The sequence below is a fragment of the Acidovorax kalamii genome (assembly GCF_002245625.1).
GTDB classification, from domain to species: domain Bacteria; phylum Pseudomonadota; class Gammaproteobacteria; order Burkholderiales; family Burkholderiaceae_C; genus Acidovorax; species Acidovorax kalamii.
Window position 1 is genome coordinate 469,466 of record NZ_NOIG01000008.1, and the last position, 24,901, is coordinate 494,366.

At 67.5% G+C, this 24,901-nt stretch carries 26 protein-coding genes; 13 read left to right on the plus strand and 13 right to left on the minus strand.

All coding sequences use genetic code 11. The features are described 5' to 3' along the window. Positions 1-336 precede the first annotated feature (336 nt). The 6 genes from CBY09_RS23880 to lplT all read right to left on the minus strand — a co-directional run bounded on the left by CBY09_RS23880 (position 337) and on the right by lplT (position 5,336). Positions 337-807: an OmpA family protein gene (locus tag CBY09_RS23880; protein ID WP_165773911.1), complete on the minus strand. Its 471-nt coding sequence runs from the start codon at positions 805-807 to the stop codon at positions 337-339. A gap of 276 nt (positions 808-1,083) precedes the next feature. Next, positions 1,084-1,584 (minus strand): hypothetical protein, encoded by a 501-nt coding sequence (locus CBY09_RS13495; protein WP_094290108.1) that lies wholly within the window; start codon positions 1,582-1,584, stop codon positions 1,084-1,086. Then, positions 1,569-2,045, minus strand: coding sequence for a hypothetical protein (locus tag CBY09_RS13500; protein ID WP_133066290.1), 477 nt, complete (start codon positions 2,043-2,045; stop codon positions 1,569-1,571). The genes CBY09_RS13495 and CBY09_RS13500 overlap by 16 nt, the downstream gene beginning before the upstream one ends. Before the next feature lie 355 nt (positions 2,046-2,400). After that, on the minus strand, positions 2,401-2,886 hold the full coding sequence (locus CBY09_RS13505) for a glutathione peroxidase (RefSeq protein ID WP_094290110.1): 486 nt from the start codon (positions 2,884-2,886) through the stop codon (positions 2,401-2,403). 67 nt (positions 2,887-2,953) lie between these two features. After that, entirely contained in the window at positions 2,954-3,850 is an 897-nt protein-coding gene (locus CBY09_RS13510) for a DMT family transporter (protein ID WP_094290111.1), read from the minus strand. 181 nt (positions 3,851-4,031) lie between these two features. Continuing rightward, positions 4,032-5,336, minus strand: a complete 1,305-nt coding sequence (gene lplT, locus CBY09_RS13515) for a lysophospholipid transporter LplT (protein ID WP_094290112.1) — start codon at positions 5,334-5,336, stop codon at positions 4,032-4,034. A 156-nt stretch (positions 5,337-5,492) separates the two neighbouring features. Between lplT and alr the strand changes: the two genes are divergently transcribed. Next, positions 5,493-6,608 (plus strand): alanine racemase, encoded by a 1,116-nt coding sequence (gene alr / locus CBY09_RS13520; protein WP_094290113.1) that lies wholly within the window; start codon positions 5,493-5,495, stop codon positions 6,606-6,608. 126 nt (positions 6,609-6,734) lie between these two features. Next, positions 6,735-7,604 carry a hypothetical protein gene (locus CBY09_RS13525; RefSeq protein WP_094290114.1) on the plus strand — a complete coding sequence of 290 codons (870 nt, stop codon included), beginning with the start codon at positions 6,735-6,737 and terminating at the stop codon, positions 7,602-7,604. A 93-nt stretch (positions 7,605-7,697) separates the two neighbouring features. Here CBY09_RS13525 and CBY09_RS13530 read toward each other — a convergent pair whose 3' ends face one another. Then, positions 7,698-8,189, minus strand: a complete 492-nt coding sequence (locus CBY09_RS13530) for a MarR family winged helix-turn-helix transcriptional regulator (protein ID WP_094290115.1) — start codon at positions 8,187-8,189, stop codon at positions 7,698-7,700. Between the two features lie 71 nt (positions 8,190-8,260). Here CBY09_RS13530 and CBY09_RS13535 point away from each other — a divergent pair, with 71 nt between their 5' ends. Continuing rightward, a complete protein-coding gene (locus tag CBY09_RS13535; RefSeq protein WP_094290116.1) occupies positions 8,261-9,070 on the plus strand; it encodes a siderophore-interacting protein in 810 nt (269 codons plus the stop codon). A 33-nt stretch (positions 9,071-9,103) separates the two neighbouring features. Here the strand turns inward: CBY09_RS13535 and CBY09_RS13540 are convergent, their stop codons facing one another. Continuing rightward, positions 9,104-9,991 (minus strand): LysR family transcriptional regulator ArgP, encoded by an 888-nt coding sequence (locus tag CBY09_RS13540; protein WP_094290117.1) that lies wholly within the window; start codon positions 9,989-9,991, stop codon positions 9,104-9,106. 77 nt (positions 9,992-10,068) lie between these two features. Between CBY09_RS13540 and CBY09_RS13545 the strand changes: the two genes are divergently transcribed. Together CBY09_RS13545 and CBY09_RS13550 are read left to right on the plus strand one after the other, a co-directional pair. After that, positions 10,069-10,677: a LysE/ArgO family amino acid transporter gene (locus tag CBY09_RS13545; RefSeq protein WP_094290118.1), complete on the plus strand. Its 609-nt coding sequence runs from the start codon at positions 10,069-10,071 to the stop codon at positions 10,675-10,677. An 85-nt stretch (positions 10,678-10,762) separates the two neighbouring features. After that, positions 10,763-12,343, plus strand: a complete 1,581-nt coding sequence (locus tag CBY09_RS13550) for an ABC transporter substrate-binding protein (protein ID WP_094290119.1) — start codon at positions 10,763-10,765, stop codon at positions 12,341-12,343. A gap of 75 nt (positions 12,344-12,418) precedes the next feature. On the opposite strand, the gene CBY09_RS13555 is transcribed toward CBY09_RS13550, so the two are convergent. The 3 genes from CBY09_RS13555 to CBY09_RS13565 all read right to left on the minus strand — a co-directional run bounded on the left by CBY09_RS13555 (position 12,419) and on the right by CBY09_RS13565 (position 14,977). Next, positions 12,419-13,042 (minus strand): glutathione S-transferase family protein, encoded by a 624-nt coding sequence (locus CBY09_RS13555; RefSeq protein ID WP_094290120.1) that lies wholly within the window; start codon positions 13,040-13,042, stop codon positions 12,419-12,421. A 76-nt stretch (positions 13,043-13,118) separates the two neighbouring features. Next, a complete protein-coding gene (locus CBY09_RS13560) occupies positions 13,119-14,096 on the minus strand; it encodes a 2-dehydropantoate 2-reductase (RefSeq protein ID WP_094290121.1) in 978 nt (325 codons plus the stop codon). A 47-nt stretch (positions 14,097-14,143) separates the two neighbouring features. Beyond that, positions 14,144-14,977, minus strand: a complete 834-nt coding sequence (locus CBY09_RS13565; RefSeq protein WP_094290225.1) for an aldolase/citrate lyase family protein — start codon at positions 14,975-14,977, stop codon at positions 14,144-14,146. Between the two features lie 162 nt (positions 14,978-15,139). Here CBY09_RS13565 and radA point away from each other — a divergent pair, with 162 nt between their 5' ends. The 7 genes from radA (at position 15,140) to CBY09_RS13600 (ending at position 21,493) form a co-directional block, all read left to right on the plus strand. Beyond that, positions 15,140-16,519, plus strand: coding sequence for a DNA repair protein RadA (gene radA, locus CBY09_RS13570; RefSeq protein ID WP_094290122.1), 1,380 nt, complete (start codon positions 15,140-15,142; stop codon positions 16,517-16,519). Positions 16,520-16,568: 49 nt separating this feature from the next. Beyond that, positions 16,569-16,988: a glycerate kinase gene (locus CBY09_RS13575; protein ID WP_094290123.1), complete on the plus strand. Its 420-nt coding sequence runs from the start codon at positions 16,569-16,571 to the stop codon at positions 16,986-16,988. A gap of 115 nt (positions 16,989-17,103) precedes the next feature. After that, positions 17,104-18,042, plus strand: coding sequence for a branched-chain amino acid transaminase (locus CBY09_RS13580; protein WP_094290124.1), 939 nt, complete (start codon positions 17,104-17,106; stop codon positions 18,040-18,042). 5 nt (positions 18,043-18,047) lie between these two features. Further along, positions 18,048-18,254: a zinc-finger domain-containing protein gene (locus CBY09_RS13585; protein ID WP_094290125.1), complete on the plus strand. Its 207-nt coding sequence runs from the start codon at positions 18,048-18,050 to the stop codon at positions 18,252-18,254. 3 nt (positions 18,255-18,257) lie between these two features. Beyond that, positions 18,258-19,073, plus strand: a complete 816-nt coding sequence (locus CBY09_RS13590) for a glycosyltransferase family 2 protein (protein WP_094290226.1) — start codon at positions 18,258-18,260, stop codon at positions 19,071-19,073. A gap of 47 nt (positions 19,074-19,120) precedes the next feature. Continuing rightward, complete coding sequence (locus CBY09_RS13595; RefSeq protein ID WP_094290126.1) at positions 19,121-20,326, plus strand: O-antigen ligase family protein; 1,206 nt, start codon at positions 19,121-19,123, stop codon at positions 20,324-20,326. 192 nt (positions 20,327-20,518) lie between these two features. Next, on the plus strand, positions 20,519-21,493 hold the full coding sequence (locus CBY09_RS13600) for a glycosyltransferase (RefSeq protein WP_094290127.1): 975 nt from the start codon (positions 20,519-20,521) through the stop codon (positions 21,491-21,493). An 84-nt stretch (positions 21,494-21,577) separates the two neighbouring features. On the opposite strand, the gene CBY09_RS13605 is transcribed toward CBY09_RS13600, so the two are convergent. Beyond that, entirely contained in the window at positions 21,578-22,675 is a 1,098-nt protein-coding gene (locus CBY09_RS13605; RefSeq protein ID WP_094290128.1) for an NAD(P)H-dependent flavin oxidoreductase, read from the minus strand. Positions 22,676-22,697: 22 nt separating this feature from the next. Further along, positions 22,698-23,582: a LysR family transcriptional regulator gene (locus CBY09_RS13610; RefSeq protein ID WP_094290129.1), complete on the minus strand. Its 885-nt coding sequence runs from the start codon at positions 23,580-23,582 to the stop codon at positions 22,698-22,700. A 54-nt stretch (positions 23,583-23,636) separates the two neighbouring features. Here CBY09_RS13610 and CBY09_RS13615 point away from each other — a divergent pair, with 54 nt between their 5' ends. Beyond that, positions 23,637-24,893 carry a YbfB/YjiJ family MFS transporter gene (locus CBY09_RS13615; protein ID WP_094290130.1) on the plus strand — a complete coding sequence of 419 codons (1,257 nt, stop codon included), beginning with the start codon at positions 23,637-23,639 and terminating at the stop codon, positions 24,891-24,893. Positions 24,894-24,901: the final 8 nt, after the last annotated feature.

Consider the following 24,901-nt stretch of genomic DNA (forward strand, 5'->3'; position numbering starts at 1 on the left):
GGATTTGGACGCCGCTTAGCACCAATTGGCTAGCTGTCACATCCCGAGCGCAACGAAAACTTTCACTACGACCTGGCGGGCAGCTTCAGCAGAATCTGCGGATGCAGGGGCAGTACCTGGACAGGGAAACGGGGCTGCACTACAACGCGCGATGGAGGTCCGTCGCCGCCATGGAGTACCAAACCCCGCAGTCTCAGGGTGTGGGCGGGGTGCATGAAAGTAGAGCGTGTCCCATCCTGCGAGTCCAAGGTCATGTGCGCGATCTGGAACAGCAGCGCAATTGAAGGCCGTTCTGAGGCCCAGGCTTCATTTGGATCGAGTAGGAGATACCCTGCCCTAGTTCGAAATGATTTTCACCGCATGCAGTGCCTGCGTGGTGTTGAACTTCACCCGGATGGACTTGGCGGGCACGCCTTGCTTGACCAGTTCGTTGCGCACGGCCATGGCACGCATCAATGCGATCTCACGGGCATCTACCGGTGCGTCTTTGCGGTGGCAGTAGCCGGTGATCTCCAAGCGTTCTGTGGGCTCGCGGGTGGCGGCCAGGCGGGTCAAGATGGCCTGTGTCTCGGGCGACAGCTTGACTTGGGTAGCTTTGAACTGGGCCACCATGCCATCCTCAGGCAGGCGCGGCTCCTCCGGCACCGGTGCGGGCGCGGGTTCAGCCGGGGGGGGAGGGGCAACGGGGGTGGGCGCGGCAGCCACTTCGGGCTCGGGCGGCGGGGGCGGAGTGTCGGCACAACCTGCAAGCAGCAGTGCGGCGGCGGTCAGCAAACCAACGGGGGCGAAGCGTGTGTGAAAGAGCATGGACATCCCTTGGGGTAGAACAATGGTGATGGAAAACACGTGTGTTGAAACGACGACTTTTGGCGCCTGGAACTGAGCAGCAAGTCCTTGCCAACTGGTGCGGAGATCCTCAGAGGGCCACTGGCGCGGCGGCCTGCGACCGGCGGGACTCATTTCGCGGCCAGCCAGATAGCGACTGGCTGAGGCGTCACCTTTGTGGCGCAAATCCCGCCACAGAAGATCGAAGACGAGACTGGGTGCTGTGGCAGTGCCAGAGCCGCACAGCGGCCCTGTCCGCTATTGCACCAGTTGCCAGAAGGTGACCTGCGCGAATTTGGCGTCGTTGGCCCAAGGGTCCCAGATGGTTTTGTCCCCCCGGCTTTTGGCACCTGGCCACGAGCCCAATGAGGTGGACATGGCCGGTGCGTAACTGCCCCGTGTGCGCAGGGTCTCCGCTCTGCCGTCGCGGGTATAGCTGTAGCCGCCCGCCGTCGTGTCGGGCCCAGGGTAGACAACGATCACGTGCCCGTTGGTGGCCTCTGACTTGCCGCCCACCACCAGCGCACCTTCGCGCGCCAGGCGGCCCACCTGTCCTGCCGGGACGATCTTCCAGTGCGCCTGCCCGCGCATGTGCTCGACCAGTGCGTTGGCGCTCATCCATGCCTGGTTGGGCAGGTATTGCTTGATCACATGCCAGACGGCATGGCTGCATGAGTTGGGATACAGCGCATAGGCAGCATCGCAAGCCTGCTTGAGCTTGCTGACGGACTGCGTGGTTTCGGCTACGTCTGTGGGCACGAGGTCTTGTCCTGTGAAGGGTTGGTGTTCTTGGGGGTATAGGTCCCCTTGCGAGGATTCCAGTGCAGGCTGGGCAGCGTGGAGTCACCGCCCACGGCAGGGGACTGCACCTTCAGGCGCAGTTCGTGCGGGACACCGCGCTGCCATCGCCCGGCGCTGATGGTCAACTCCTGCGGGGGATCGACTGGGAAGAGGTGCGGGATGCGGCCCAGGCAGCGGCCCGTTGCGTCAACGAGCATGGGCAGAGGAAAGTCGCGCCACGGCGCATCAGCGGGCAAGGTTTTGTAATAGTCGTCGGTGAACACGCTGAGCAGGCGCACACTGGCAGCAACCGGCACAGCCTTGGAAGGGGGCTGCTGTGCGATGGCACAAATACGCACTGCGGCACGGTAGGGCTCCATGTCGGCAGGCAGACCCACGCTGCGGTCCACCGGCACGCACAAGGCTGGTGGGATGTTCACAAAGTCATGGGCTTGAGCAGCGCAGGCGGCGACAAGAAATGACGCAGCGGCAAAGCACGCTCGCCATTCAGCGAAAGCAGACATGAAGAGGGGCCTCCCAAACAGCAGAAGATGCGGCCGAGTGGTCTCTGCCACTCTGAAACGACGCCGAGTGTCGCCGGTGTTTTCTGCTGTTTTGACGTCAATGCGTCTGTAGGCAACTGCTTGATTCAGCTTTCACAAATGCCTACATGGCGCATCAATTGGTAACGCCGGGCATGCGTCCGAAGCGTGATGAGATCCGACAAGCCAACCGTCGTGTGTTACGGCACGGCGCAGTGGACGGTGCTGCCCGCACCGACCCCAGGTTGCAGGCTCAGGCCAACGCCGCCTCAATATCCCCCGCCAGCTTCTTCGGCGCATCCTGCGGCGCATAGCGGCGGATCACCTGGCCGTCCTTGCCGACCAGGAACTTGGTGAAGTTCCACTTGATGGCCTTGCTGCCCAGCAGGCCGGGGGCCTCGGCGGTGAGCCATTGATAGAGAGGAGAGGCATTGGCGCCGTTCACGTCGATCTTGGCCATCATCGGGAAGCTCACGCCGTAGTTGAGCTGGCAAAAGCTGGCGATTTCGTCGTTGCTGCCGGGGTCCTGGGCGCCGAACTGGTTGCAGGGGAAGCCCAGCACGACAAGGCCCTGGTCGGCGTATTGCTTGTGCAGCTCTTCCAGCCCGCCGAACTGGGGGGTGAAGCCGCAGGCGCTGGCGGTGTTCACGATGAGCAATACCTTGCCCCGGTATTGCGACAGGGGCACGGACTGGCCGTTGATCTGCAGGGCTTCAAAGTCGTAGATGCTGGTGGGCATGCGGGTTCTCCGGGTGGGGATGACGGGCCATCGTAGCCCCAGCCGCCCATGCCTGTGCACACGCGGGTCAATGACCCGCAGCACCCGGGCGGCGGAACTGCAGCGCCGCCAGCAGCGAGGCCAACAGGATCAGCGCGCCGCCCAGCACGGTGCGCGTGTTCAGCGTGGATGCGCCCAGCAGGGCCGAGGACACGCTGGCAAACATCACCTCCGACAGCATCACCAGCGCCGTGGTGCCCGCCGCCAGGCGGGCGGCGCCGAACTGCAGCGCCCAGTTGCCCAACATCAGCACGCCGGCCAGCAGAAGACCGGTGGTGAGCCAGGTGGCGTTCACGGCCGGGAACGGTTCCACCACGCCCACCTGCAGCCCCACGCAGGCCACGGCCAGCGCCATCAGCATGCAGCCGCCAAACATGGTGAACATGCGCGCGGGCCCTGGCACGGCGTGCAGGCGGCGCAGCGTGACGTTGGTGAGCGCAAACATGAAGCCGCCCAGCAGCGCCAGCCCATCGGCCAGCGACAGGTTCTGCAGCAGGCGCGATGCGGGCGCGCCCTCGGGCAGCAGCACCAGCACCACGCCCGTGAAGGCCAGCGCCAGGCGCAGCAGCGCCGCCGGGGTGGGGCGCTCGCCCAGCACCTTCCAGGCCAGCAGCACGGCCCAGGCGGGCATCAGATAGAACAGCAGGATCACGCGCACCACGTCGCCGATGGTCACAGCCCAGTTGAAGGCCACATTGTTCAGCCCCGAGGCCAGCGCCAACAGCCACAGCTCGGGGTGCTGGCGCACCTGGGTCCAGAGCGTGGGCCGCCAGGCCAGCAGCGCCAGCAGCACCACCGCATACATGAACGCCGTGGCCCACAGCGGGTGCAGCCCCGCCTGGTGCATGTGCTGGAACGGCCACCACGCCAGCCCCCAGACAAAGGCGTTGAACAGCAGGGTGGCGAAGGGCAGGGGCGATTGCATTGAAGAAAAAATGGCCGCTACCGCGTAACAGGTAAGCGCTGATAGCTATGAAAATGATAGTAAATGGCGCAGCGCCAGAAACTGGCACACCGTCCTGCCAGCGCACCCGTGGAACTGGCTCTGCCAAGCCACCGGGTGCGTCCCCCCTCGGGGGAAGGCGCCGCAGGCGACTCAGGGGGGCTCAGTGATGCGTGTCGTGCCGCGCAATGTGCAGCAGATGCTCCACTTCGTCGTGGTGCTGCACGCAGTTGTTCTGGTGCCAGCGCTGGATCAGCCACATCACGCCCGCCACCACCAGCCCGAAGGCCGTGATGGCGCCGAACACTGACAGGCCGAACTTGAGCGACAGGCTGTAGAACGCGCCCAGCGCCAGGATGCAGGCCTGCTCATTGAAGTTCTGCACGGCAATGGAGCGGCCTGCGCCCATGAGATTGTGGCCCCGGTGCTGCAGCAGCGCGTTCATGGGCACGACCAGGTAGCCGCCCAGGCCGCCCAGGATGATGAGGAAGGGGATGGCTACCCAGATGTTGCTGATGAACACCATCAGGATCAGCAGCAGCCCCATGGCAATGCCCAGCGGGATCACCTTGGTGGCCATGTCCAGGCGCATGCGCATCGAGGCCACCACGGCGCCCACGGCCGTACCGATGGCCACCACGCCCGTGAGGGCCGAGGCCTGCGTGGTGTTGTAGCCCAGCGCCACGGCGGCCCAGGCCAGCACGATGAACTTGAGGTTGCCGCCCGCGCCCCAGAACAGCGTGGTGGTGGACAGCGAGATCTGGCCCAGCTTGTCGCGCCACAGGCGGCTGTTGCAGGCCCAGAAGTCGGGCAGCAGGCTCAATGTGTTGGAGACGATGCTGCGCGCAGGGTCGGCACGCAGCGGGCGCATTTCCACGCCGGTGTGCGGGATGCGGGTGTTGAACCAGGCGGCCACGGCATACACCACGATCAGCGCGGCAATCGCAGACTCGGCGGGCGTGTCCACGCCGGTGTTGATCATCGGGATGTCGATGCCCAGCAGCAGGGCCGACATGTGCTGCCCCACCAGCTGGCCGCCCAGCAGCACGCCCAGGATGATGGAGGCAATGGTGAGCCCCTCGATCCAGCCGTTGGCCTTGACCAGCTGCGACGCGGGCAGCAACTCGGTAAGGATGCCGTACTTGGCGGGCGAGTAGGCCGCCGCGCCCAGGCCCACCACCGCGTAGGCAATCAGCGGGTGCGAGCCGAACAGCATCATCAGGCAGCCCACCACCTTGATGGCATTGCTGATGAACATCACCTTGCCCTTGGGCAGCGCATCGGCAAAGGCCCCGACAAAGGGCGCGAGCACCACATAGAACAGCGCAAACATGGGCACCAGGGCGGCGCGCTGCCATTCGGGGGCGCCCTCAGAGCGCAGGAGTTCCACGGCGGCCACGAAAAGTGCGTTGTCGGCCAGCGAGCTGAAAAACTGCGCCGACATGATGGTGTAGAAACCGCGCTTCATCGAATGGCTGGTGGTGCATCAGTTGGGCTGATGCACTGTTAATTGTGAGTAACCGTAGCAGGAGACAGGCGGTTATATCACGCGGATAAACGGCTGCAGTGCCAGAATCCTGCAGGTATTCCCCGGTAGATTTCCCCGCCCCAACTGCTTCGTTCCATGCCCCGTCCCATCACCGCCACCATCCACACCGCCGCTTTGCACAACAACCTTGCGCGCGTGCGCCAGTCGGTGCCCGACGCCAAGGTGTGGGCGGTGGTCAAGGCCAACGCCTATGGCCACGGCATCGAGCGCGTGTTTGAGGGCCTGCGCGGCGCCGACGGTTTTGCGCTGCTGGACCTGGCCGAAGCCGAACGCGTGCGCCACCTGGGCTGGCGCGGGCCCATCCTGCTGCTCGAAGGCGTGTTCGAGCCGCGCGACCTGGAGCTGTGCTCGCGCCTGGGCCTGTGGCATGCGGTGCACTGCGACGAGCAGATCGACATGCTGGCCGCGCACAAGACGCAGGTGCCGCACCGGGTGTTCCTCAAGATGAATTCAGGCATGAACCGCCTGGGCTTCGCGCCCGAGCGCTACCGCGCCGCGTGGGCCCGGCTCAATGCGCTGCCGCAGGTGGACGAGATTTCGTTCATGACCCACTTCAGCGACGCCGACGGCCCGCGTGGCATTGCGCACCAGATGGCCGCCTTCAACGCCGCCGCGCAGGACCTGCCCGGCGAGCGCAGCCTGAGCAACAGCGCCGCCACGCTGCGCCACGCGCAGGATGCGGGCGTGCGTGCCGACTGGGTGCGCGCGGGCATCGTGGTGTACGGCAGCGCCCCCGACTTCCCAGAGCACAACGCCAGCCACTGGGGGTTGCAACCCACCATGACGCTGTCCACACGCCTCATTGCCACCCAGCAGCTGCAGGCCGGCGACACCGTGGGTTACGGATCGCGCTTCACGGCCGACGGCCCGCTCACCATCGGCATCGCCGCCTGTGGCTACGCAGACGGCTACCCGCGCCACTGCGACACCGGCACGCCGGTGCTGGTGAACGGTGTGCGCACGCGCCTGGTGGGGCGGGTGAGCATGGACATGGTGACCGTGGACCTTACGCCGTTGCAGCAGGCCGGTGTGGACGTGGGCTTTGGCAGCGAAGTCACGCTGTGGGGCCGGGCCAGCAACGGTGTGGCGTTGTCCATCGACGAGGTGGCGCAGGCGGCAGGTACCGTGGGCTACGAGCTGATGTGTGCACTGGCGCAGCGCGTGCCGGTGGTGGTGGACGGCGTGGCCTGACGCCAACGCCTGCGGCAGCGGTTCGCGCAGAAGTTCACGCAGCGGGGGCCGACTGCGCGAAGGGTGGCTTGAAACTGGTGTGAAATGGCGCCGTCTGTTTGCCACCACGCGCAGCGCGCTCCTTCCATGGCCACACCCCGCAGCAACTCCTCTGCCTCCAAGAAAAAAAGCAGCTCCACCTGGCGCTCGGTGCGCATGCCGCACCATGGTGCGGTGGCGCGCACCCTGCAGCAGCGCTACAGCCTGCGCTGGCACGGGTTGCTGATCGGCAGCTTCACGCTGCTGCTGATGTGGGCCACCTCGCACCTGCAGATGGTGCTGGGCGTGGATTCGCTGGCGCTGCGGTATCTGGTCACGCTGTCGGTGGGCTACATCGGCTATCTGCTGGTGCTGCGCGCGTGGGCGGCGCGGCTGGTGCGTCGGGACGGGTCGTCGGGCGACGGCAGCAGTGTGGAATTGCCCGACATCTCCTGGCCCAGCGGCAACGGCCCTTCCGGGGGCGGCCAGGTGCCCCTGCCGCGCACCGGTGGGGGCGACTTTGGTGGCGGTGGCGCCTCGGGGGACTTTGCGGGCGGGTGGACGCAAGGCCTGTCCAGCGGGGGCTCCAGCAGCGACTCCAGTGTGCTGGGCGACATTGCCGGGGGCGCGGCCGATGCGCTGGGCAGCGCCGACGAGGGCGCGGTGGTGGTCGTGCCCGTGGTGGCCATCTTTCTCATCGGCGCGGCGCTGATCCTGGGTGCGGGCTCGCTCGCCATGCTGTTCTTTGGCTGGGATGTGCTGCTCACCGTGGCGGTGGAGATTGCCTTCTCGGTGGCCACGGCCCGCGCCGCCGTGGGGGTGGAGCGCGAGGGCTGGCTCAGCGCCGCCGTGCGGCTGACCTGGAAGCCGCTGCTCGGCGCGCTGGTCTGCGCCGTGCTGCTGGGTGCCACCATCGACCACTTCCTGCCCCATGTGCATTCGCTGCCCGAGGCGTTGCGGGTGATCCAGGGGCGCTGATTTGCTCTTCATTTGATAGCTGCCGGGGCATATTGCACTGGCGCTTGGGGCAAAAATCCCTTCAAAAGCGTCGGACGCGTCTCCGCGGTGCCCCTAGCGCGAGGACCGGCCCCTGCCGTGGCCGCAGTCCTCGCCAGTCTCCAGCGGCGGCAGCGCATCCAGGTTGGCCCGCACCCGCGCCACCAGCGCCAGCAGCTGCGCCTGGGTGGCGTCGTCGCAGCCCGCCAGCACCTGGGCCGACAGGGTCTGCCGCGCGGTCTGCAGCGCCTGGTACAGCGCCTGGCCCTCGGCGCTCAGCGTGAGGCACAGGCTGCGCCGGTCCTCGGCGTGCGGCTGGCGCTCCAGCCAGCCCTTGTCCTGCAGCAGGCCCAACATGCGCGCTACCTGGGCCTTGTCGGCGCCACTGTGGCGCACCAGCTCTTTCTGCGTGGCGCCGGGGTGGCGCCCAATGAAGTTCAGCGCGCGCACCTCGTTGAAGGTCAGGTCCGGATGCACGGAGGTCATCGCGCGCACCATGCGCGCCCGGTAGGCATGCATCAGGTCGTGCAGGGCTTCAAACACATCGGGGCGGGCGCGTGGGGGCATGGCGTGGCTATCTGTTGACAAAGTCAACTGAATGGCGGATGATTTGGTTGATTAAATCAACATTTTACGCCATGAACGCACCTCTGCCCCTGGCCACCACGGCCCCCTCCCTCGCCATCGAGCGCATTCGCCACCCTTTGCAGGGCCGCCACCTCCAGGTGGTGCGCCGCACCCAGGTCAGCCCCGGTTTCGTGCGGCTGACCCTGGCCGGCCCCGAGCTGGCGGGCTTTGTGAGCGCCGGGTTTGACGACCACCTCAAGCTCATCCTTCCCTCACCCGGGCAGGACCGCCCCACCTTGCCCGCGCTGCAGGACGGTCGCCCCGTGTTTGACGGCCCCCGCCCCGTGCTGCGCGACTACACCCCCGCGCGCTTTGACGCCGCTGCGGGCGAGCTGGACATTGAAGTGGCCCTGCACGACGCAGGCCCCGTCACCGACTGGGCCGCCAGCGCCGCCGTGGGTCAGTGGGTGGGCATTGCCGGGCCGCGCGGCAGCATGGTCGTGCCCACGGGCTTCGACTGGCACTGGCTGCTGGGCGACGAAACCGCGCTGCCCGCCATCGCCCGCCGCCTGGCCGAGCTGCCCGCCAGCGCGGTGGCCACCGTGCGCATCCAGCTGAGCAACCCGGCCGACCAGCGGGTGTTGACCAGCGCGGCGCAGGTGGATCTTCAGTGGGTGAGCGCGCTGCCTGCCGCTGTGATGGCGTTGTCGCTCCCCACCGGCGCTGGCTTTGTCTGGGCTGCTGGCGAACACAGCGACATGGCCGCCGTGCGCCGCGTCGTGCTGGCCAAGCCGGGCGTGGACCCGAAACGCATGCGCATCTCCGCCTACTGGAAGCGCGGGGCGGCAGACCACCACGAGGACCTGGCGAACGCCGCGTAACTGGCGCTCGCGGCTTCACTCGCCGCCTTTCTTTCAGCGCAGCAGCGTCAGCGCCGCCGCCTTCTGCACTGCCTGCGTCATGTGCTGCAACGCCTGCACATTCAGGCGCCAGCATTGCCAGTAAAGCGGCACATCCACGGGCTTGTTCGCAATCAGCTCGACCAGGGCACCAGTCTTCAGGTCATCCTCGACCAGTGGGTCGGGCGTCATGCCCCAGCCCAGGCTGGCGCGCGTGGCTTTGACGAAGGCATGCGCCTCGGGCAGCCAGTGCACGGGCGGTGCGAGCTTGCGGCGCGTGATGCGGCTCACAAAACGCGCCTGCAGCGCATCCTTGCGGTTGAACACCAGCATGGGCGCCTGCGCCAGCGTGGTGGCGTTCACCCCTTGCGCAAAGTGGCGCTGCATGAAGGTGGGGCTGGCCAGCGCGCGGTAGCGCAGCGTGCCCAGCGGCAGCACCTGGCAACCCTGCACGGGCTGCGGGTCGGCCGTCACGGCTGCCATCACGCGGCCCTCGCGCAGTAGGTTGGCCGAATGGTCCTGGTCCTCCACATGGATGTCGAAGGTGATGGCCTGCCCCTCGGCCGCCTGCGCCATGGCGTGGGGGAACCAGGTGGCCAGCGAGTCGGCATTCACGCCAATCGCCAGCCGCGTGGTGCTGTGCTGCCCGCCACCAATGGTGGCCAGCGCGTCCGCCTCGCTCAGCGCCACCTCGCGCGCATGGCGGTACAGCGCCTGGCCCGCCTCGGTGGGCGTGCAGGGCGTGGCTCGGCGCACCAGCACCTGGCCCACACGCTCTTCCAGCAGCTTGATGCGTTGCGACACCGCCGAGCGCGTGACATGCAGCACGGCCGCCGCCCGCTCGAAGCTGCCCTCATCGATCACCGTGGCAAAGGCGTTGAGCTGGGCGGAGTCGAGTTGCATAGGTGGTTAGCCATTCTGACGGATCGTTAAAAAGTATAGCTGGCGTCAACGCATGCGCTTGGCCAGAATTCGTGCCCATGGTCTCCACTGCCTTCGTTCACGGTTTCACATCCACCGCCATGCTCATCATGGCCATCGGCGCGCAAAACGCGTTTGTTCTGCGCCAGGGCCTGCGGCGCGAGCATGTGATGCCCGTGGTGCTGGTGTGTGCGCTGTCGGACGCGGTGCTGCTGCAGGTGGGCGTGTGGGGCATGGGCGGCGTGCTGCTGGCCCGGCCCGAATGGGCGCAGTTCATGCGCTGGGCGGGCGCCTTGTTTTTGCTGGTCTACGCCGCACAGACCGCCGCGCGTGCCTTGCGCCCCGGCCAGTTGCTGGTCGCCACCAGCGGCCCCGGCACCAGCCTGCGCAGCACGCTGGCCACGGTGGTGGCGCTCACCTGGCTCAACCCGCATGTGTACCTGGACACCGTGGTGCTGCTGGGCACCATGGCCACGCCGTACCCGGCCTGGGGGCGTGCGCTATTCGCTGCAGGGGGCTCGCTGGCCAGCGCGTTGTGGTTCTTGTTGATCGGCCTGGGTGCCCGCTGGCTGGCGCCGCTGTTTGCCACCCCGGCGGCGTGGCGGGTGCTGGATGGGGTGACGGCGACCACCATGCTGGTGCTGGCGGGGGTGATGGCTCTAAGCTAAGAACGATAAATTCGTTCCCGTGTGGTGCAGCTTGGGGGATAGTCAGCCGATTCAGTACTTTGGCCATCGCGTCCCATTCCCCTCCATGCGCTTCAAACACCTCCTGCTCGCCGCCGCCATTGTTGCGGCACTGCCCCTGGCCGCCCAGGCCAAGACCTTCCGCTGGTCCCGCTCGGTGGACATCTCCACCTGGGACATCCACACCCAGAACGTGGGCGTGAACAACACCATGCACGGCGCGGTGTACGACACGCTGGTGGAATACAACAGCAAGACCTTCAAGCCCGAGCCGTCGCTCGCCACCGAGTGGAAACTCATCAAGCCCACGCAACTGCGCCTGACCCTGCGCAAGGGCGTGAAGTTCAGCGATGGCAGCGAGTTCACGGCCGACGACGCCAAGTTCTCGCTGGAGCGCGCCAAGGCCAAGACCTCCAACTTCGCCGTCTACACGCAGGGCATCGACCGGGTCGAGAAGATCGATGCCTACACCATCGACATCCACTCCGACCTGCCCAACCCCGTGCTGGTGAACCAGCTCACCGAGCTGCGCATTTTGAGCAAGGCCTGGGCCGAGAAGAACAAGTCGGTCGAGCCCAAGGACATCAAGACCAAGGACGAAAACTTTGCCCACCGCAACGCGCTGGGCACCGGCCCCTACCAGCTCAAGCAGTGGACGCCCGACCAGCGCGTGGTGCTGGAGCCCAACCCCCACTGGTGGGGCAAGGGCAAGTACCCCACCAACCTGACCGAGATCGTCTACACCCCCATCAAGGCCGACGCCACACGCACGGCAGCGCTTCTGTCGGGTGAGGTGGACTTTGTGATCGACCCCAGTCTGCAAGACCTGGCACGCATCAAGCAGACGCCCACCCTGCAGGTGCTGGAAGGGCCGGAGTACCGCACCATCTTCCTGGGCCTGGACCAGTTCCGCGACGAGCTGCCCGGCTCGGACGTGAAGGGCAAGAACCCGCTCAAGGACCTGCGCGTGCGCAAGGCGCTGTACCAGGCCATCGACATCCAGTCCATCCAGCGTGTGGTGCTGCGTGGCCTGGCCCAGCCCACGGGCACACTCATCGCGAACCAGGTCAACGGCTGGACCAAGAAGGCTGACGTGCGCTACCCCTACGACCCCAAGGCCGCGCAGAAGCTGCTGGCCGATGCGGGCTACCCCAATGGGTTTGAAGTGGACTTTGCGTGCAGCGCGGGCCGCTACATCAACGACGAGCAGCTGTGCCAGGCCATCACCGCGCACTGGGCCAAGGTGGGCGTGAAGGCCAAGCTGCGCTCGCTGCCGTTTGCCACCTACTTCCCGATGATCCAGCGCAACGAAGCCAGCATCTACCTGCTGGGCTGGGGTGTGCCCACATTCGACGCGTTCTACAGCCTGCAGTCGCTGGTGCGCTCGCCCGGTGCGGGTGGAGATGGCAACTTCAACCTGGGCCGCTTCTCCGACCCGCAGATCGACGCGCTGGTCGAGCGCGTGAAGAAGGAAACGGACACGGCCACGCGCAACGGCCTGATCGAGCAGGCGCTGATCAAGGAGCATGAGCTGGTCTCGCACATCCCGCTGTACAACCAGGTGATCCCGTGGGCGGGGACGAAGAAGGTGGAGATCATCCACCGCGCGGACAACCGCATCGACTGGCGGTATCTCAAGGTGAACTGATCCAATTTGCCAACAAAAAGCCCCGGCGCTTCTGACCCGAAGCACCGGGGCTTTTTTGCTTCCGCGGGCGGCGTATCAGGCCAGTGCGCGCTGCACGGCCGGGCGCTGCAGCATGCGCTGCGTGTGTGCAAACACCTTCGGGAACTGGGTTATATCCACGCCGTCGCTGTGCAGCCAGGTGCCGATGGTGAACAGGTAGCCGTCAGCCACCGTGTACTGCTCGCCCATCACCCAGGGGCCCTGGTCCGCGTTCGGCAGGTAGTGGCTTTCGATGAGGTTGAAGCACTCCGTCATGTTTTGCGGCACCTTGCGCTGCATCGCGGCCTGGGCCTCGGGCTCGTCGGCCCAGCGGCTGGCGCGGGGGCGGTGGGCGTGGGCAATGTGCACGGTGGACGCGAGGTAGCTGTGGAACTCCTGCAGGCGCGCAAAGCCATGCGCGTCGGCGGGCGCCAGGCGCGCCTCTGGAAAACTCTGCGCCACAAAGGCCAGCAGGGCCGGGGTTTCGGTCAGCGTGCCCTGCGGCGTGGCCAGCGCGGGCACGCGGCCCTTGGGGTTCACCGCCAGGTATTCGGGCGTGCGCTGCTGGCCTGCGGCGAAGTCCACGCGGACCAGTTCGTAGGCAGCGCCCGCTTCTTCCAAAGCGATGCGCACGGCCTGCGCGCAGGTGCCGGGGGTGTAATACAGCGTGAGTGTGGTCATGGTTAGGTTGCTATTAAATGTGTAGCTTATAAGGCAATAGGGTTGCGCGCAGACGGCCTTTTTTGGCTTGAAGTTTTTAGTACAGGCCGCGCGTGCGGGCCATCAGCCGCACCAGGCCCAGCAGCGCGTCGGTGTGCGGGGTGGGCACGGCAGTGATCTGGCCCAGCTCGCGCACGGCGCCCACCAGGGCGTCGATCTCCATGGGCTTGCCCGCTTCCACGTCCTGCAGCATCGAGGTCTTGAACGCGCCCAGCTTGCGCGTGACGGCGTGGCGGTCCTCGGGCTGCTGGTCAATCGGCAGGCCCAGCTTTTCGCCAATCGCCTTGGCTTCGAGCATCACGTGCGACACAAAACCCCGCACCAGCTCGTCGTCCAGGATGCGGTCGGTGGTGGCGCCGGTGAGGGCGCTGATGGGGTTCATGGTGAGGTTGCCCCAGAGCTTGAACCAGATGTCCTTCTGGATGCAGTCGCTCACCTCCACGTCGATGCCGCCGCGCTGCAGCGTCTCTGCCAGGGCCTGCAGGCGTGTGCTGCGGTGGCCGCCCGGCTCGCCGACGATGAGGCGGTTGCCAAAGTGTTGCTTCACGAAGCCCGGCGCCTCCAGCGAGCAGCTGGTGTGCACCACACTGCCCACCACATGGGGCGTGGGGATGGCGCTGGCGATCACGCCGCCCGCGTCCACGGATTCGAGCGCACGGCCCTGCGCGGCGCCGCCAAAACCGTCGAGGAACCACCAGGGCACGCCGTTCATGGCCGTGAGCACGATGGTGTCCGGCCCGATCAGTGGGGCCATGGCGCGCGCCACATCGGGCAGGCCGGGCGCTTTCACGGCCACCACCACCAGGTCCTGCACGCCCAGGGCCGCCGGGTCGGCCGCCGCCGTCACCGTCACCTGGGCCACCGTGCCGTCGGGGCGCCGCAGGCGCAGGCCGTCGGACTGCAACGCCGCCAGCGTGGCACCGCGCGCCACCAGGCTGACCGGGTTGCCCGCCTGCGCCAGGGCCACACCGAGCCAGCCGCCGATGGCACCCGCGCCGTAGATACATGCTTTCATGCTTGTCGATCCTTGCTTGTTGTTGTGTCTTGTCTGGAAGAGAAGGGCTAGTAGCCTGCGGGCCGTGGTGCGGCAGCGGCATCCGTGCCGGTGCGAAAGCGCGCCAGCAGATTCTGCGCAGCGCTGGTCAGCAGCATGGTGTCCACGCCCACGGCCACAAACAGCGCACCGGCCGCCAGCCACTGGCGCGCCTGCGCCTCGTTGGTGGCCAGGATGCCCGGCGCCTTGCCCGCGCGCAGGATGCGCGTTATGCCGTCTTGGATGGCGGCTTGCACATCGGGGTGCGCCGGGTTGCCCGGGTGGCCCATCGAGGCCGACAGGTCGGCCGGGCCGATGAACACGCCGTCCACGCCGGGGGTGGCGGCAATCGCGTCGAGGTTCGCCATTGCTTCTACCGTCTCGGCCTGCACCAGCAGGCAGATTTGCTGGTTCGCCTCGTGCACATAGCGGGGGTAGGCTTGCCAGCGCGACGAGCGGGCGAGCGCGCTGCCCATGCCGCGCACGCCTTCGGGCGCATAGCGCGTGGCGCGCACCAACTGCTGGGCCTGCTCGGGTGTGTCCACCATGGGCACCAGCAGGGTTTGCGCGCCGATGTCGAGGTACTGCTTGATGAGGGCGGTGTCGCCCACCGGCACCCGCGCAATGGCGTGGGGCGCGCGGGCCCCCGGTGGCAGGGCGCTGGTGGCGCTGGCAATGGCCTGCAGCTGGTGCAGGATGGAGCGCAGGTCGTTGGGCGCATGTTCGCCATCGACCAGCAGCCAGTCGTAGCCGGTGCCTGCGAGGATTTCTGCGGTGTAGGCATCGGCCAGGCCCAGCCACAGGCCGATCTGTGCCTCGCTCCGGGCCAGGGCCTGTTTGAAGGAATTGGTGGGTGTGTGCATGGCGTGCATTCTTGCCGAAGCCAGAGAACAAAGCGGATGGGTGGCCATCGTAGGGGCGCAGCGCCTGGGGTCTATAGGTGCTTGGTAGGGGGGCGCCGACTCCCGGGCCTGCGCCGCTATAGTCGGCCACCCACGCCTGTGCCCACCGACCATCCCCTTTCCATGGCCAAAGACAAAACCATCTTCACCTGCACCGAATGCGGCGGCACCAGCCCGCGCTGGCTGGGCAAGTGCCCGGCCTGCGGCGCCTGGAACACGCTGATCGAGCAGGTGGCCGAGGCCGGGCCGGGCAAGAACCGCCTGAGCGCGCCGCAAGGCTATGCAGGCCTGGCCCACGCGCAGCCCGTGATGCCGCTGGCGGCCATCGAGGCCCAGGACGTGGCCCGCACCCCCAGCAGCATCGACGAGCTGGACCGCGTGCTCGGCGGCGGCATTGTGGAGGGCGGCGTGGTGCTCATCGGGGGCGACCCGGGCATTGGTAAATCCACCCTGCTGCTGCAGGCCATGGACGCACTGCAGCGCGCGGGCCTGCCCACGCTGTACGTGACAGGCGAGGAAAGTGGTGCCCAGGTGGCGCTGCGCTCGCGCCGCCTGGGCATCGAGGGCAGCCAGGTGAAGCTGCTGGCCGAGATCCAGCTCGAAAAGATCCTGGCCACGGTCGAAGCCACCCAACCGGCCGTGGTCGTGATCGACTCCATCCAGACCACCTACTCCGACCAGCTCACCAGCGCGCCGGGTTCGGTCGCCCAGGTGCGTGAATGTGCGGCGCACCTCACGCGCATGGCCAAGGGCACGGGCATCGCCGTGATTCTGGTGGGCCATGTGACCAAGGAGGGCGCGTTGGCGGGCCCGCGCGTGCTGGAGCACATGGTGGACACGGTGCTGTACTTCGAAGGCGACACCCACAGCCAGTTCCGCCTGGTGCGCGCCATCAAGAACCGCTTTGGCGCGGTGAACGAGATCGGCGTGTTTGCCATGACCGAGAAGGGCCTCAAGGGCGTGAGCAACCCCAGCGCCATCTTCCTCTCCCAGCACAGCGAGCCGGTGCCCGGCAGCTGCGTGATGGTCACGCTGGAAGGCACGCGCCCCATGCTGGTCGAGATCCAGGCGCTGGTGGACAGCGGCGGCCCCAGCCCCCGGCGCCTGTCGGTGGGCCTGGACAAGGACCGCCTGGCCATGCTGCTGGCCGTGCTGCACCGCCACGCGGGCGTGGCCTGCATGGACCAGGATGTGTTTGTGAACGCGGTGGGCGGTGTGCGCATCAGCGAGCCGGCCGCCGACCTGGCCGTCATGCTGTCCATTACGTCCAGCCTGCGTGGCAAGCCACTGCCCAAGGGCTTCATCGCTTTTGGCGAGGTGGGGCTGGCGGGCGAGGTGCGCCCCGCACCGCGCGGCCAGGAACGCCTGAAAGAGGCCGCCAAACTGGGCTTCAGTGTGGCCGTGGTGCCCAAGGCCAATGCGCCCAAAAAGCCCATCGAGGGCCTCACCATCCACGCGGTGGAGCGGGTGGAAGAGGCGATGAACGTGGTGCGGGGCTTGTAAGCAATGCCCACAGCCACACGCGGTTGATGCCGTAAGACAATCCCAGCCTATGAATCTGCGCAATATCCTGGTGCCCCTGGGGGCGGTGGCCCTGGTCGGGTTTGGTTTTACAGCCTACGGCTGGGCCGGTGTGGCGGCGGTGGTGGGCGGGCTGGTCATGTGGGCCCTGCTGCATTTCACGCGGCTGGTGAATGTGATGAAGAAGGCCGCCAAGCGGCCCATCGGCTATGTGGGCAGTGCGGTCATGCTCAATGCCCGGCTGGCCGAGGGCGTGAACCTGATGCATGTGGTGGCCATGACGCAGGCGCTGGGCGAGCTGCGGTCTGCCGAAGGCGCGGACCCGGAGATTTACCGCTGGACCGATGGCACGCGCTCGCATGTGACCTGCGAATTCCGGCAGGGCAAGCTGGTGAAGTGGACGCTGGAGCGGCCTGGGGCGGATGCCGACACGCCGCCGCAGGCCGGATGACATCCCGGTCCTGATCGGGCAGATTTGCTGCACTGCACCCTCGGGCGGCGCTTCCCGGTGGGCTGGGGGCCCGTAAAATCCCGGTTTTGCGACCCACAGCAACCAAAGGATTCCCATGAGCCCCGTAGTTCCCTCGATGGCCGACCGTGACGGCAAGATCTGGATGGACGGCCAGATGGTCGATTGGCGCGACGCCAAGATCCATGTGCTGACCCACACCCTGCATTACGGCTGCGGCGCCTTCGAAGGCGTGCGCGCCTACAACACCGCCAACGGCACGGCGATCTTCCGCCTGGAAGAGCACACCGATCGCCTCTTCAACAGCGCCAAGATCCTGCGCATGAAGATCCCGTTCACCAAGGAAGAAGTGAACGAGGCCCAGAAGGCTGTGGTGCGTGAAAACAAGCTCGAATCCTGCTATCTGCGTCCATTGACCTGGATCGGCTCGCAAAAGCTGGGTGTTTCGCCCAAGGGCAACCAGATCCACCTGATGGTCGCGGCCTGGGCCTGGGGCGCCTACCTGGGCGAGGAAGGCCTCAAGCGCGGCATCCGCGTCAAGACCAGCAGCTACACCCGCCACCACGTCAACATCACGATGACGCAGGCCAAGGCGGTGAGCAACTACACCAACTCCATCCTGGCCAACATGGAAGCCACGGACGACGGCTACGACGAAGCCCTGCTGCTGGACAGCTCGGGTTTTGTGTCCGAAGGCGCGGGCGAGAACATTTTTGTCATCAAGAACGGCGTGATCTACACGCCCGACCTCTCGGCTGGTGCCCTCAACGGCATTACCCGCAACACGGTGTTCCACATCGCGAAGGACCTGGGCCTGGAGATCGTGCAAAAGCGCATCACGCGCGACGAGGTCTACATCGCCGACGAAGCCTTCTTCACCGGCACGGCCGCTGAAGTCACGCCCATCCGCGAACTCGACCGCATCGAGTTGGGCAGCGGATCGCGCGGCCCGATCACCGAAAAAATCCAGAGCGCCTTCTTCGACATCGTCGGCGGCCGCAATCCCAAATACGCCCACTGGCTCACCAAGGTCTGAAGAACATGTCGCAAGCTCCCGTAGAACTCCTGGCCAAGGACCTGAACGCCCAGGGCGGCGTTTTCTGCCCCAGCCCCAAGGCCGACATGAAGCTCTGGAACAGCCACCCCAAGGTGTACCTGGACGTGGCCCGTACCGGCGAGGCCAAGTGCCCGTACTGCGGCACGGTGTACCGCCTGAAGGCTGGTGAGCACGTACACGCTGGTCATTGATTGATGCCCGCAGGAACCGGCGGCGCATCGGCGCCGCCTACGTTGACCGTGGCGGTGTTGACCCACAACGAGGCGCACCGCATTGAGGCCTGCCTGAAAAGTGCCGCGTTTGCCGACCAGCTCCTGGTGGTGGACAGCGGCAGCACGGACAACACCGTGGCCCTTGCCCGGGGCCTGGGTGCTGAAGTCCACAGCCACCCCGACTGGCAGGGTTTTGCCGTGCAGCGCAACCGGCTGCTTGCGCATTCACGCGGCGACTACGTGTTTTTTCTCGACGCCGACGAGGTGATGACGCCTGCGTTCGCCCAGGAGCTGCAGGCCATCGTGCGCTCGGGCGAACAGGCTGTCTGGAGCATCCGCTGGCGCATGGTGGCCTACGGGCACGAACTGAAGTATTTCCGCTCGCAGTCGCAGATCGAGCGCCTGTTCGTGCGCGCGCTGGTCAAGGAGTTCACCGGGGTGGTGCACGAGCAGGCAGAACTGCTCCCGCTGCCCGGCGGCGGGGCGGTGCCGCGTCGCTTGATCCGGGCGCGGCTGCTGCATTACTCCCGCACCACGGTGCGGGGCAGCCTGGAAAAGCTCACGCAGTACGTGATGCTGGGCGCCGCCAAGCGCGCCGAGAAGGGCCAGCGTGGCGGCGTGCTGCGTGGCCTGGCGTCGGGGCTCTCCATGTTCCTGCGGCTGTATGTGTTCCGCCTGGGGTTTCTGTGTGGCGGGGCCGGGTTTCTGTATTGCCTGTTTGTGGCGCTGGAGGGCTTCTTTCGCTACGCCGCCCTGCACTATGACCGTGACAGCCTGACCGACAAGGTGATCCGTTGAAGGGTGCACAACACTGGTGGGGGCGCTGCGCGAGCATCGGGGCCTTCATGGTTCCGGGCTTGGCGCTGTGTGTGCCCTCGGGGTATTCGTACGGCGCAGCCCTGCTGCTGCTGGCCGCGCTGGCAAGCGCCCCGGTGTGGTGGCGTCGCCCGGCACCGCGCACCGCATGGTGGCTCACGGCCGCGTTTTCCTGCATGGCAGCGCTGTGGCTCCTGGACGTGGGGGCCGCCTGGGGCTGGGGCAGCATGGACCGGCCGGTCAAGTACCTGCTGGCCCTGCCCTGCATTTTTTATCTGATGACCTTCCAGCCCCGTGCTGCCTGGCTGTGGATGGGCATTGCGGTGGGGGCCGTGGGCAGCGGGCTCGTGGGGCTCTACCAGACCTATGTCATGGGCCTGCCGCGCGCCAACGGTTTCACCAACGCCATCCAGTACGGCAACCTGAGCATGCTGCTGGCCGTGATGAGCGGCCTGCTGCTGGTGGCGCAGTGGCGGCGCTGGGTGCTGTGGCAGCGCCTGTTGCTGGCCAGTGCCATCGCGCTGGGGGTGGCCGGATCGGTGCTGTCGCAGTCGCGCGGTGGCTGGCTGGCGCTGGTGCTGCTGCTGCCAGCGTGTGCCTGGCTGCTGGTGCGCACCACCGGGCAGCGCCGGGTGTACTGGGGCCTGTGTGCGCTGTTCGTGGCGGCGGCAGCGTTGTCGCAGGTGCCGGCGGTGGAATTGCGGGTGGACGAAGCACGCCAGGAAATGCAGACCTACCAGCAGCATGGCGATGGCCGCAGTTCGGTGGGCCAGCGCCTGGCGCACTGGGGCCTGGCCTGGCAGATGGGCTGGGACCGCCCCCTCACCGGCTGGGGCCGGGCGGGCTACGCTGAAGAGAAGGCCCGGCGCGTGGCGGCCGGGCAAGCGCACCCCGTGGTGCTCGAATTTGGCCACGCACACAACGAAATCCTGGACCTGTTTGCCAAGCGCGGCCTGCCCGGCGTGCTGCTGCTGATGGCTTTTTATGGCATTCCGCTGGCGATGTTCTGGCCCACGGCGCAGCGCATCCGCGATGCCCAGGGCAAGATGGACCGCGAATCGCTGTCGCTGTGCCTGGTGGGTGTGCTGCTGCCGCTGTCGTACATCGGCTTTGGCCTCACGCAGGTGTTCCTGGCCCACAACAGCGGCAACATGTTCTACCTGTTCATGTGCCCCCTGGTGCTGGCGGCGCTGCACCAGCGCCGCGCCCGCCTGGGCTGCCCCCGTCCTCTGTGAGATGAAGCGACACCCCCCTGAGCCGCTTCGCGCCTTCCCCCCGCTCTCGCATTGCTGCGCAATGCGGGCAGGGGGACGCAGCCCTCGCTGCGGGGCGGACCTTGGCTTGCTGCCCTGGCTTGGTGCGCGCCAGTTTCATGGGCGGCGGATAGCGGGCAGCGCCCTGGAATACCCAGACGAGAGGTCTTTTTGATGCACATCCTGCTGGTCAACAACTCCCCCATCCCCGTCTACGGCTACGGCGGCACAGAGCGCGTGATCTGGGACCTGGGCAAGACCCTGGTGCAGCAGGGCCACCGCGTGAGCTACCTGGTGCCCGAGGGCTCGACTTGCGACTTTGGCCAGGTGCTGCCCATCCGGCCCGACGAACCCTGGGAGGGCCAGATCCCGGCCGACGTGGACATCACGCATTTCCAGTTCAACCCGCGCACCGAGCTGGCCAAGCCTTACCTGGTGACCGAACATGGCAATGCGCGCAAGCCCAAGCCGCTGCCGCGCAACACGGTGTTCCTCTCGCGCGACCATGCAGCGCGGTATGGCTCCAGCGAGTTTGTTTACAACGGGCTGGACTGGTCGGGCTACGGCCCGGTCGATTTCAGCCTGCCGCGCCCGCGCTACCACTTTCTGGGCAAGGCGGCCTGGGGCGTGAAGAACGTGCGCGGCGCCATCAAGGTGGCCAAGCTCGCGGGCGTGGAGCTGGACGTGCTGGGCGGCGACCGCATCAACTTCAAGCGCGGCTTCCGCTGGACGCTGTCGCGCAAGATCCACTTCCACGGCATGGTGGGCGGCACGCAGAAAACGGGCCTGCTCAACGCCTCGCGCGGGCTGATCTTTCCCGTGCGCTGGCACGAGCCTTTCGGGCTGGCGGTGATCGAGAGCCTGTACTTCGGCTGCCCGGTGTTCTCCACGCCTTACGGGGCGCTGCCCGAGCTGGTGCCCTTGCACTGCGGCGTGCTGTCGGCCGAAGCCGCCGTGCTGGCCGAGGCGGTGCGCAACAACCGCTTTGATGCCCGCGCCTGCCACCAGCATGTGGTGGAGCACTTTGGCGCCGAGCGCATGGCACGCAACTACCTGCGCATGTACGAGCGCGTGCTGGCGGGCGAAACCCTGAATGCCCAGGCGCCGGTCATTCAGGGGCCCGCACGCGAGCTGCCCTGGAAAAACTGACGGGGCAGGTCCAAAAATCGTGGCCAAAACGGCCGCTTGCGCGCGATGGATAAGCGCTGCGAGCTATTAAAAATATAGCAAATCTCAGGCGCTGGCTGCCTGTAGCTCCTGCGCCAGCACCGCCACCAGCTCGGCCGCAGGCATGGGCCGCACCTGGGCCACGCCCTGGCCTGCCCACAGCGACAAATGATCGGCCCGGCCCGCCTGGGCTGCGGCGCGGCGCAGTGCGCCCGTGAGCGCGTTCTGCACGGGGTAGGGGGGCACGCTGCGCTCGTCGGCCCGCAGGGCATCCATCATGGTGTTGACAATGCCCCGCGCGGGCCGTCCCGAAAAGATGCGCGTGGTGCGGGTGTCCGTGGGCCCCGCCTGCGTCAGCGCCTGGCGGTAGGCGGGGCCGATGCCCGACTCGGGGCAGGTCAGAAACGCCGTGCCCATCTGCACCGCCTGGGCGCCCAGGGCCAGCGCACCGGCAATGCCGCGCCCGTCCATGATGCCGCCCGCCGCGATGATGGGCGTGGACGGCAGCGCGGCCACACACTGGCGCACCAGCGTCAGCGTGCCCAGCATGCTGGCCTCGAAGTCGTCCACCGACGGCCCGCCCGCAGGCGGCGCCTCGTGGCCGGGCGACAGGAAGGTGCCCCGGTGCCCGCCCGATTCCATGCCCGAGGCGCAGACCGCATCCGCCCCCACGGCGGCCCAGGCGCGGGCCTCGGCCACGGTGGTGGCTGTGCCGATGACGGTGCTGCCCACGGCCTGCAGCCGCGCCACCTGCGTGGCCGAGAGGATGCCGAAGGTGAAGCTGGCCACCGCCGGGCGTGCGGCCACCAGAGCCTCGAACTGCGCGCCGAAGTCCTCGCACCACTGCGCGGGCCGCTCAGGCACCAGTCCGAATTCGGCATAGAACGGCGCCAGGCGCTGCAGCGCGGCCAACACCGTGGCCTCGTCGGGGGTGGGCGTGGCCTGCACGAACAGGTTCATGCCAAAGGGCCGGTCGGTGCGGCGGCGCACCTCGGCGGCGGCCTCGGCCATGGCGGCGGGCGAGCGCATGCCGCAGCCCAGCATGCCCAGGCCGCCAGCCTGGGACACGGCAGCCGCGAGTGCAGGCGTGTCCGAGCCCGTCATGGGGCCCTGGATGATGGGCAGGGCAAGGCCCAGGCGGGTGGTGAGAGGGAACGAAGGCATGGGCAACTCCTGGTGAGATGGTTCAGGCGATGGAAGGGGCAGGGCGGGCTACGCTGGCCCACAGCGCCGCCCGCAGGGCCTGCAGCGCAGGCGACTGGTAGCCGCGCCGCGTGACCAGCACCGTGTCGCAACGGCCCAGCGGCACCCACCGCAGGGCGGGCGGCTCGCGCATCAGGTCGATCACGGCCTGTGGCACCACGCCCGCGCAGCGCCCGGCAGCCACACAGGCCAGGATGGCGTGGTACGAGGCCAGTTCCAGCACGCGGGGCGGGCTGCCGCTTTTTTGCTGCAAGAAGGACTCGCCCATGCGGCGGTAGGTGCAGCCGTTGCTGAACGCGGCCAGGGTGTCCAGTTGCAGGTCCTGCGGCGTGTGCACAGGCGGGTGGTCGGCGGGCAGTGCCAGCAGCAGGGGTTCGGTGAACACGGCGGTGTGTTCCACGGGCGCGTCGGTGTCAATGCCCGGCGGCGGCCAGGCCACCAGCGCACAGTCGATCTGGTGGGCCAGCACCTGCTCCACCAGCTGGCGCGAAGGGGCGGTGGACAGCTCCAGCACCAGCCCCGGCCACTGCGCGTGCAGCTGCGCCAGCGGCTGGGGCAGGCGCGCGGCGGCTGTGCTTTCCATGGCGCCCAGGCGCAGGCGGCCGCCGGGCTCGTGGGGGTGTACCGACTGGCGGGCCTCCTCGGCCAGCGCCAGCAGGCGGTCGGCATAGCCGCGCAGCGATTCGCCCGCAGGCGTGGGCACCATGCGCTTGCCCTCGCGCAGGAACAGCGTGGCACCCAGCTGTTCTTCGAGCTGCTGCACGCGCGTGGTCACGTTGGACTGCACCCGGCCCAGCCGCTCGGCGGCGCGGGTCACGCTGCCTTCCTGCGCCACGGCGCGGAAAATCTCCAGGGCGGTGAGGTCCATGAATATTCTCTTTGTGAGATGATTTAAAGAAAATATATCTCAAAAAAGAATCGTATGCACGAACCTGACCGCCTGGAACCCCCCACCGCCTTGCCCCCGCCGCAGCGCCCGCTGGCGGTGGCACTGGCAGGCATGGCCGCGCTGGCCGTGGCCATGGGCATCGGGCGGTTTGCATTCACGCCGCTGCTGCCCATGATGCTGCACGATGGTGTGGTGACGCTCGCGGGCGGCAGCTGGCTGGCCACGGCCAACTACCTGGGCTACCTGATCGGGGCGCTGGCCTGCATGGCCCTGCCCTGGGTGGCGCCGCGCGCGCGGCAGCGGTGGCATGCGGTACGGCTGGCGCGCTGGGGGCTGGCGGCCACGGTGCTGCTCACGCTGGGCATGGCGTTGCCGTTGCCGGGCGCCTGGCCCGCGCTGCGCTTTGCGGCGGGCGTGGCCAGTGCGCTGGTGTTCCTCAATGTCTCGGTGTGGTGCATGGTGCGGCTGGTGGCGCTGGGCCATGCTGCCCTGGGCGGCCTGATCTTTTGTGGGCCCGGGCTGGGCATTGTGCTCACGGGGCTGTCGGCCAGTGCCATGGTGGCGCTGGGCTGGCCCGCCGCCGCCGGGTGGGCCGTGTTTGGTGTGCTGAGCGTGGGCCTGTGCACCGCCATCTGGCCCGTGCTGCAGGGCCTGGCCTTGCCCGCACCAGCGGCGGCCGCGCTCACACCGGGCTTTGCCCAGCCGGGACAGGGGCCACTGGCGCGCACGGGGCTCACGCTGGCCTATGGATTGGCGGGGCTGGGCTATATCGTCACGGCCACTTTTCTGCCCGTGATTGCGCGCGCCGCACTGCCTGCGGGGTCGCCCTGGCCCGACCTCTTCTGGCCGCTGTTTGGCGCGGGTGTGGCGCTGGGGGCGTTGCTATCCACGCGCACGCCCGCCGCGTGGGACCGGCGCTGGCTGCTCATGGCAGCCTATGCGGTGCAGGCCGGGGCCATTGCGCTCAGCCTGGTGTGGCCAGGGCCGATGGGTTTTGCGCTGGGCAGCCTGCTGCTGGGCCTGCCGTTCACGGCCATCACCTTCTATGCCTTGCAAGAAGCGCGGCGGGTGTGGCCCGCAGCGGGCGACAGCTTTCCGGGCCTGCTCACCGCCGCCTATGGCATCGGCCAGATCGTGGGCCCGCCCATGGTGGCCTGGATGCTGCACCACGCGGCCACGCAGGGCCAGGGGTTTATGTATGGGCTGGCCGCGGCGGCGGCGGCGCTGGGGGTGGGCGCAGTGGTGTACGCGGCCATGGCCTGGCGCTGGCCATTGCCCACGGGGCACTGAACGCGCCC

What these genes read in the sequence shown, in the direction of transcription:
- CBY09_RS23880 (WP_165773911.1), bottom strand. Translation starts at nt 807, where the DNA reads ATGCTCTTTCACACACGCTTCGCCCCCGTTGGTTTGCTGACCGCCGCC.
- CBY09_RS13505 (WP_094290110.1), bottom strand. Translation starts at nt 2,886, where the DNA reads ATGCCCACCAGCATCTACGACTTTGAAGCCCTGCAGATCAACGGCCAG.
- CBY09_RS13510 (WP_094290111.1), bottom strand. Translation starts at nt 3,850, where the DNA reads ATGCAATCGCCCCTGCCCTTCGCCACCCTGCTGTTCAACGCCTTTGTC.
- lplT (WP_094290112.1), bottom strand. Translation starts at nt 5,336, where the DNA reads ATGAAGCGCGGTTTCTACACCATCATGTCGGCGCAGTTTTTCAGCTCG.
- alr (WP_094290113.1), top strand. Translation starts at nt 5,493, where the DNA reads ATGCCCCGTCCCATCACCGCCACCATCCACACCGCCGCTTTGCACAAC.
- CBY09_RS13525 (WP_094290114.1), top strand. Translation starts at nt 6,735, where the DNA reads ATGGCCACACCCCGCAGCAACTCCTCTGCCTCCAAGAAAAAAAGCAGC.
- CBY09_RS13530 (WP_094290115.1), bottom strand. Translation starts at nt 8,189, where the DNA reads ATGCCCCCACGCGCCCGCCCCGATGTGTTTGAAGCCCTGCACGACCTG.
- CBY09_RS13535 (WP_094290116.1), top strand. Translation starts at nt 8,261, where the DNA reads ATGAACGCACCTCTGCCCCTGGCCACCACGGCCCCCTCCCTCGCCATC.
- CBY09_RS13540 (WP_094290117.1), bottom strand. Translation starts at nt 9,991, where the DNA reads ATGCAACTCGACTCCGCCCAGCTCAACGCCTTTGCCACGGTGATCGAT.
- CBY09_RS13545 (WP_094290118.1), top strand. Translation starts at nt 10,069, where the DNA reads ATGGTCTCCACTGCCTTCGTTCACGGTTTCACATCCACCGCCATGCTC.
- CBY09_RS13550 (WP_094290119.1), top strand. Translation starts at nt 10,763, where the DNA reads ATGCGCTTCAAACACCTCCTGCTCGCCGCCGCCATTGTTGCGGCACTG.
- CBY09_RS13555 (WP_094290120.1), bottom strand. Translation starts at nt 13,042, where the DNA reads ATGACCACACTCACGCTGTATTACACCCCCGGCACCTGCGCGCAGGCC.
- CBY09_RS13560 (WP_094290121.1), bottom strand. Translation starts at nt 14,096, where the DNA reads ATGAAAGCATGTATCTACGGCGCGGGTGCCATCGGCGGCTGGCTCGGT.
- CBY09_RS13565 (WP_094290225.1), bottom strand. Translation starts at nt 14,977, where the DNA reads ATGCACACACCCACCAATTCCTTCAAACAGGCCCTGGCCCGGAGCGAG.
- radA (WP_094290122.1), top strand. Translation starts at nt 15,140, where the DNA reads ATGGCCAAAGACAAAACCATCTTCACCTGCACCGAATGCGGCGGCACC.
- CBY09_RS13575 (WP_094290123.1), top strand. Translation starts at nt 16,569, where the DNA reads ATGAATCTGCGCAATATCCTGGTGCCCCTGGGGGCGGTGGCCCTGGTC.
- CBY09_RS13580 (WP_094290124.1), top strand. Translation starts at nt 17,104, where the DNA reads ATGAGCCCCGTAGTTCCCTCGATGGCCGACCGTGACGGCAAGATCTGG.
- CBY09_RS13585 (WP_094290125.1), top strand. Translation starts at nt 18,048, where the DNA reads ATGTCGCAAGCTCCCGTAGAACTCCTGGCCAAGGACCTGAACGCCCAG.
- CBY09_RS13590 (WP_094290226.1), top strand. Translation starts at nt 18,258, where the DNA reads ATGCCCGCAGGAACCGGCGGCGCATCGGCGCCGCCTACGTTGACCGTG.
- CBY09_RS13595 (WP_094290126.1), top strand. Translation starts at nt 19,121, where the DNA reads ATGGTTCCGGGCTTGGCGCTGTGTGTGCCCTCGGGGTATTCGTACGGC.
- CBY09_RS13600 (WP_094290127.1), top strand. Translation starts at nt 20,519, where the DNA reads ATGCACATCCTGCTGGTCAACAACTCCCCCATCCCCGTCTACGGCTAC.
- CBY09_RS13605 (WP_094290128.1), bottom strand. Translation starts at nt 22,675, where the DNA reads ATGCCTTCGTTCCCTCTCACCACCCGCCTGGGCCTTGCCCTGCCCATC.
- CBY09_RS13610 (WP_094290129.1), bottom strand. Translation starts at nt 23,582, where the DNA reads ATGGACCTCACCGCCCTGGAGATTTTCCGCGCCGTGGCGCAGGAAGGC.
- CBY09_RS13615 (WP_094290130.1), top strand. Translation starts at nt 23,637, where the DNA reads ATGCACGAACCTGACCGCCTGGAACCCCCCACCGCCTTGCCCCCGCCG.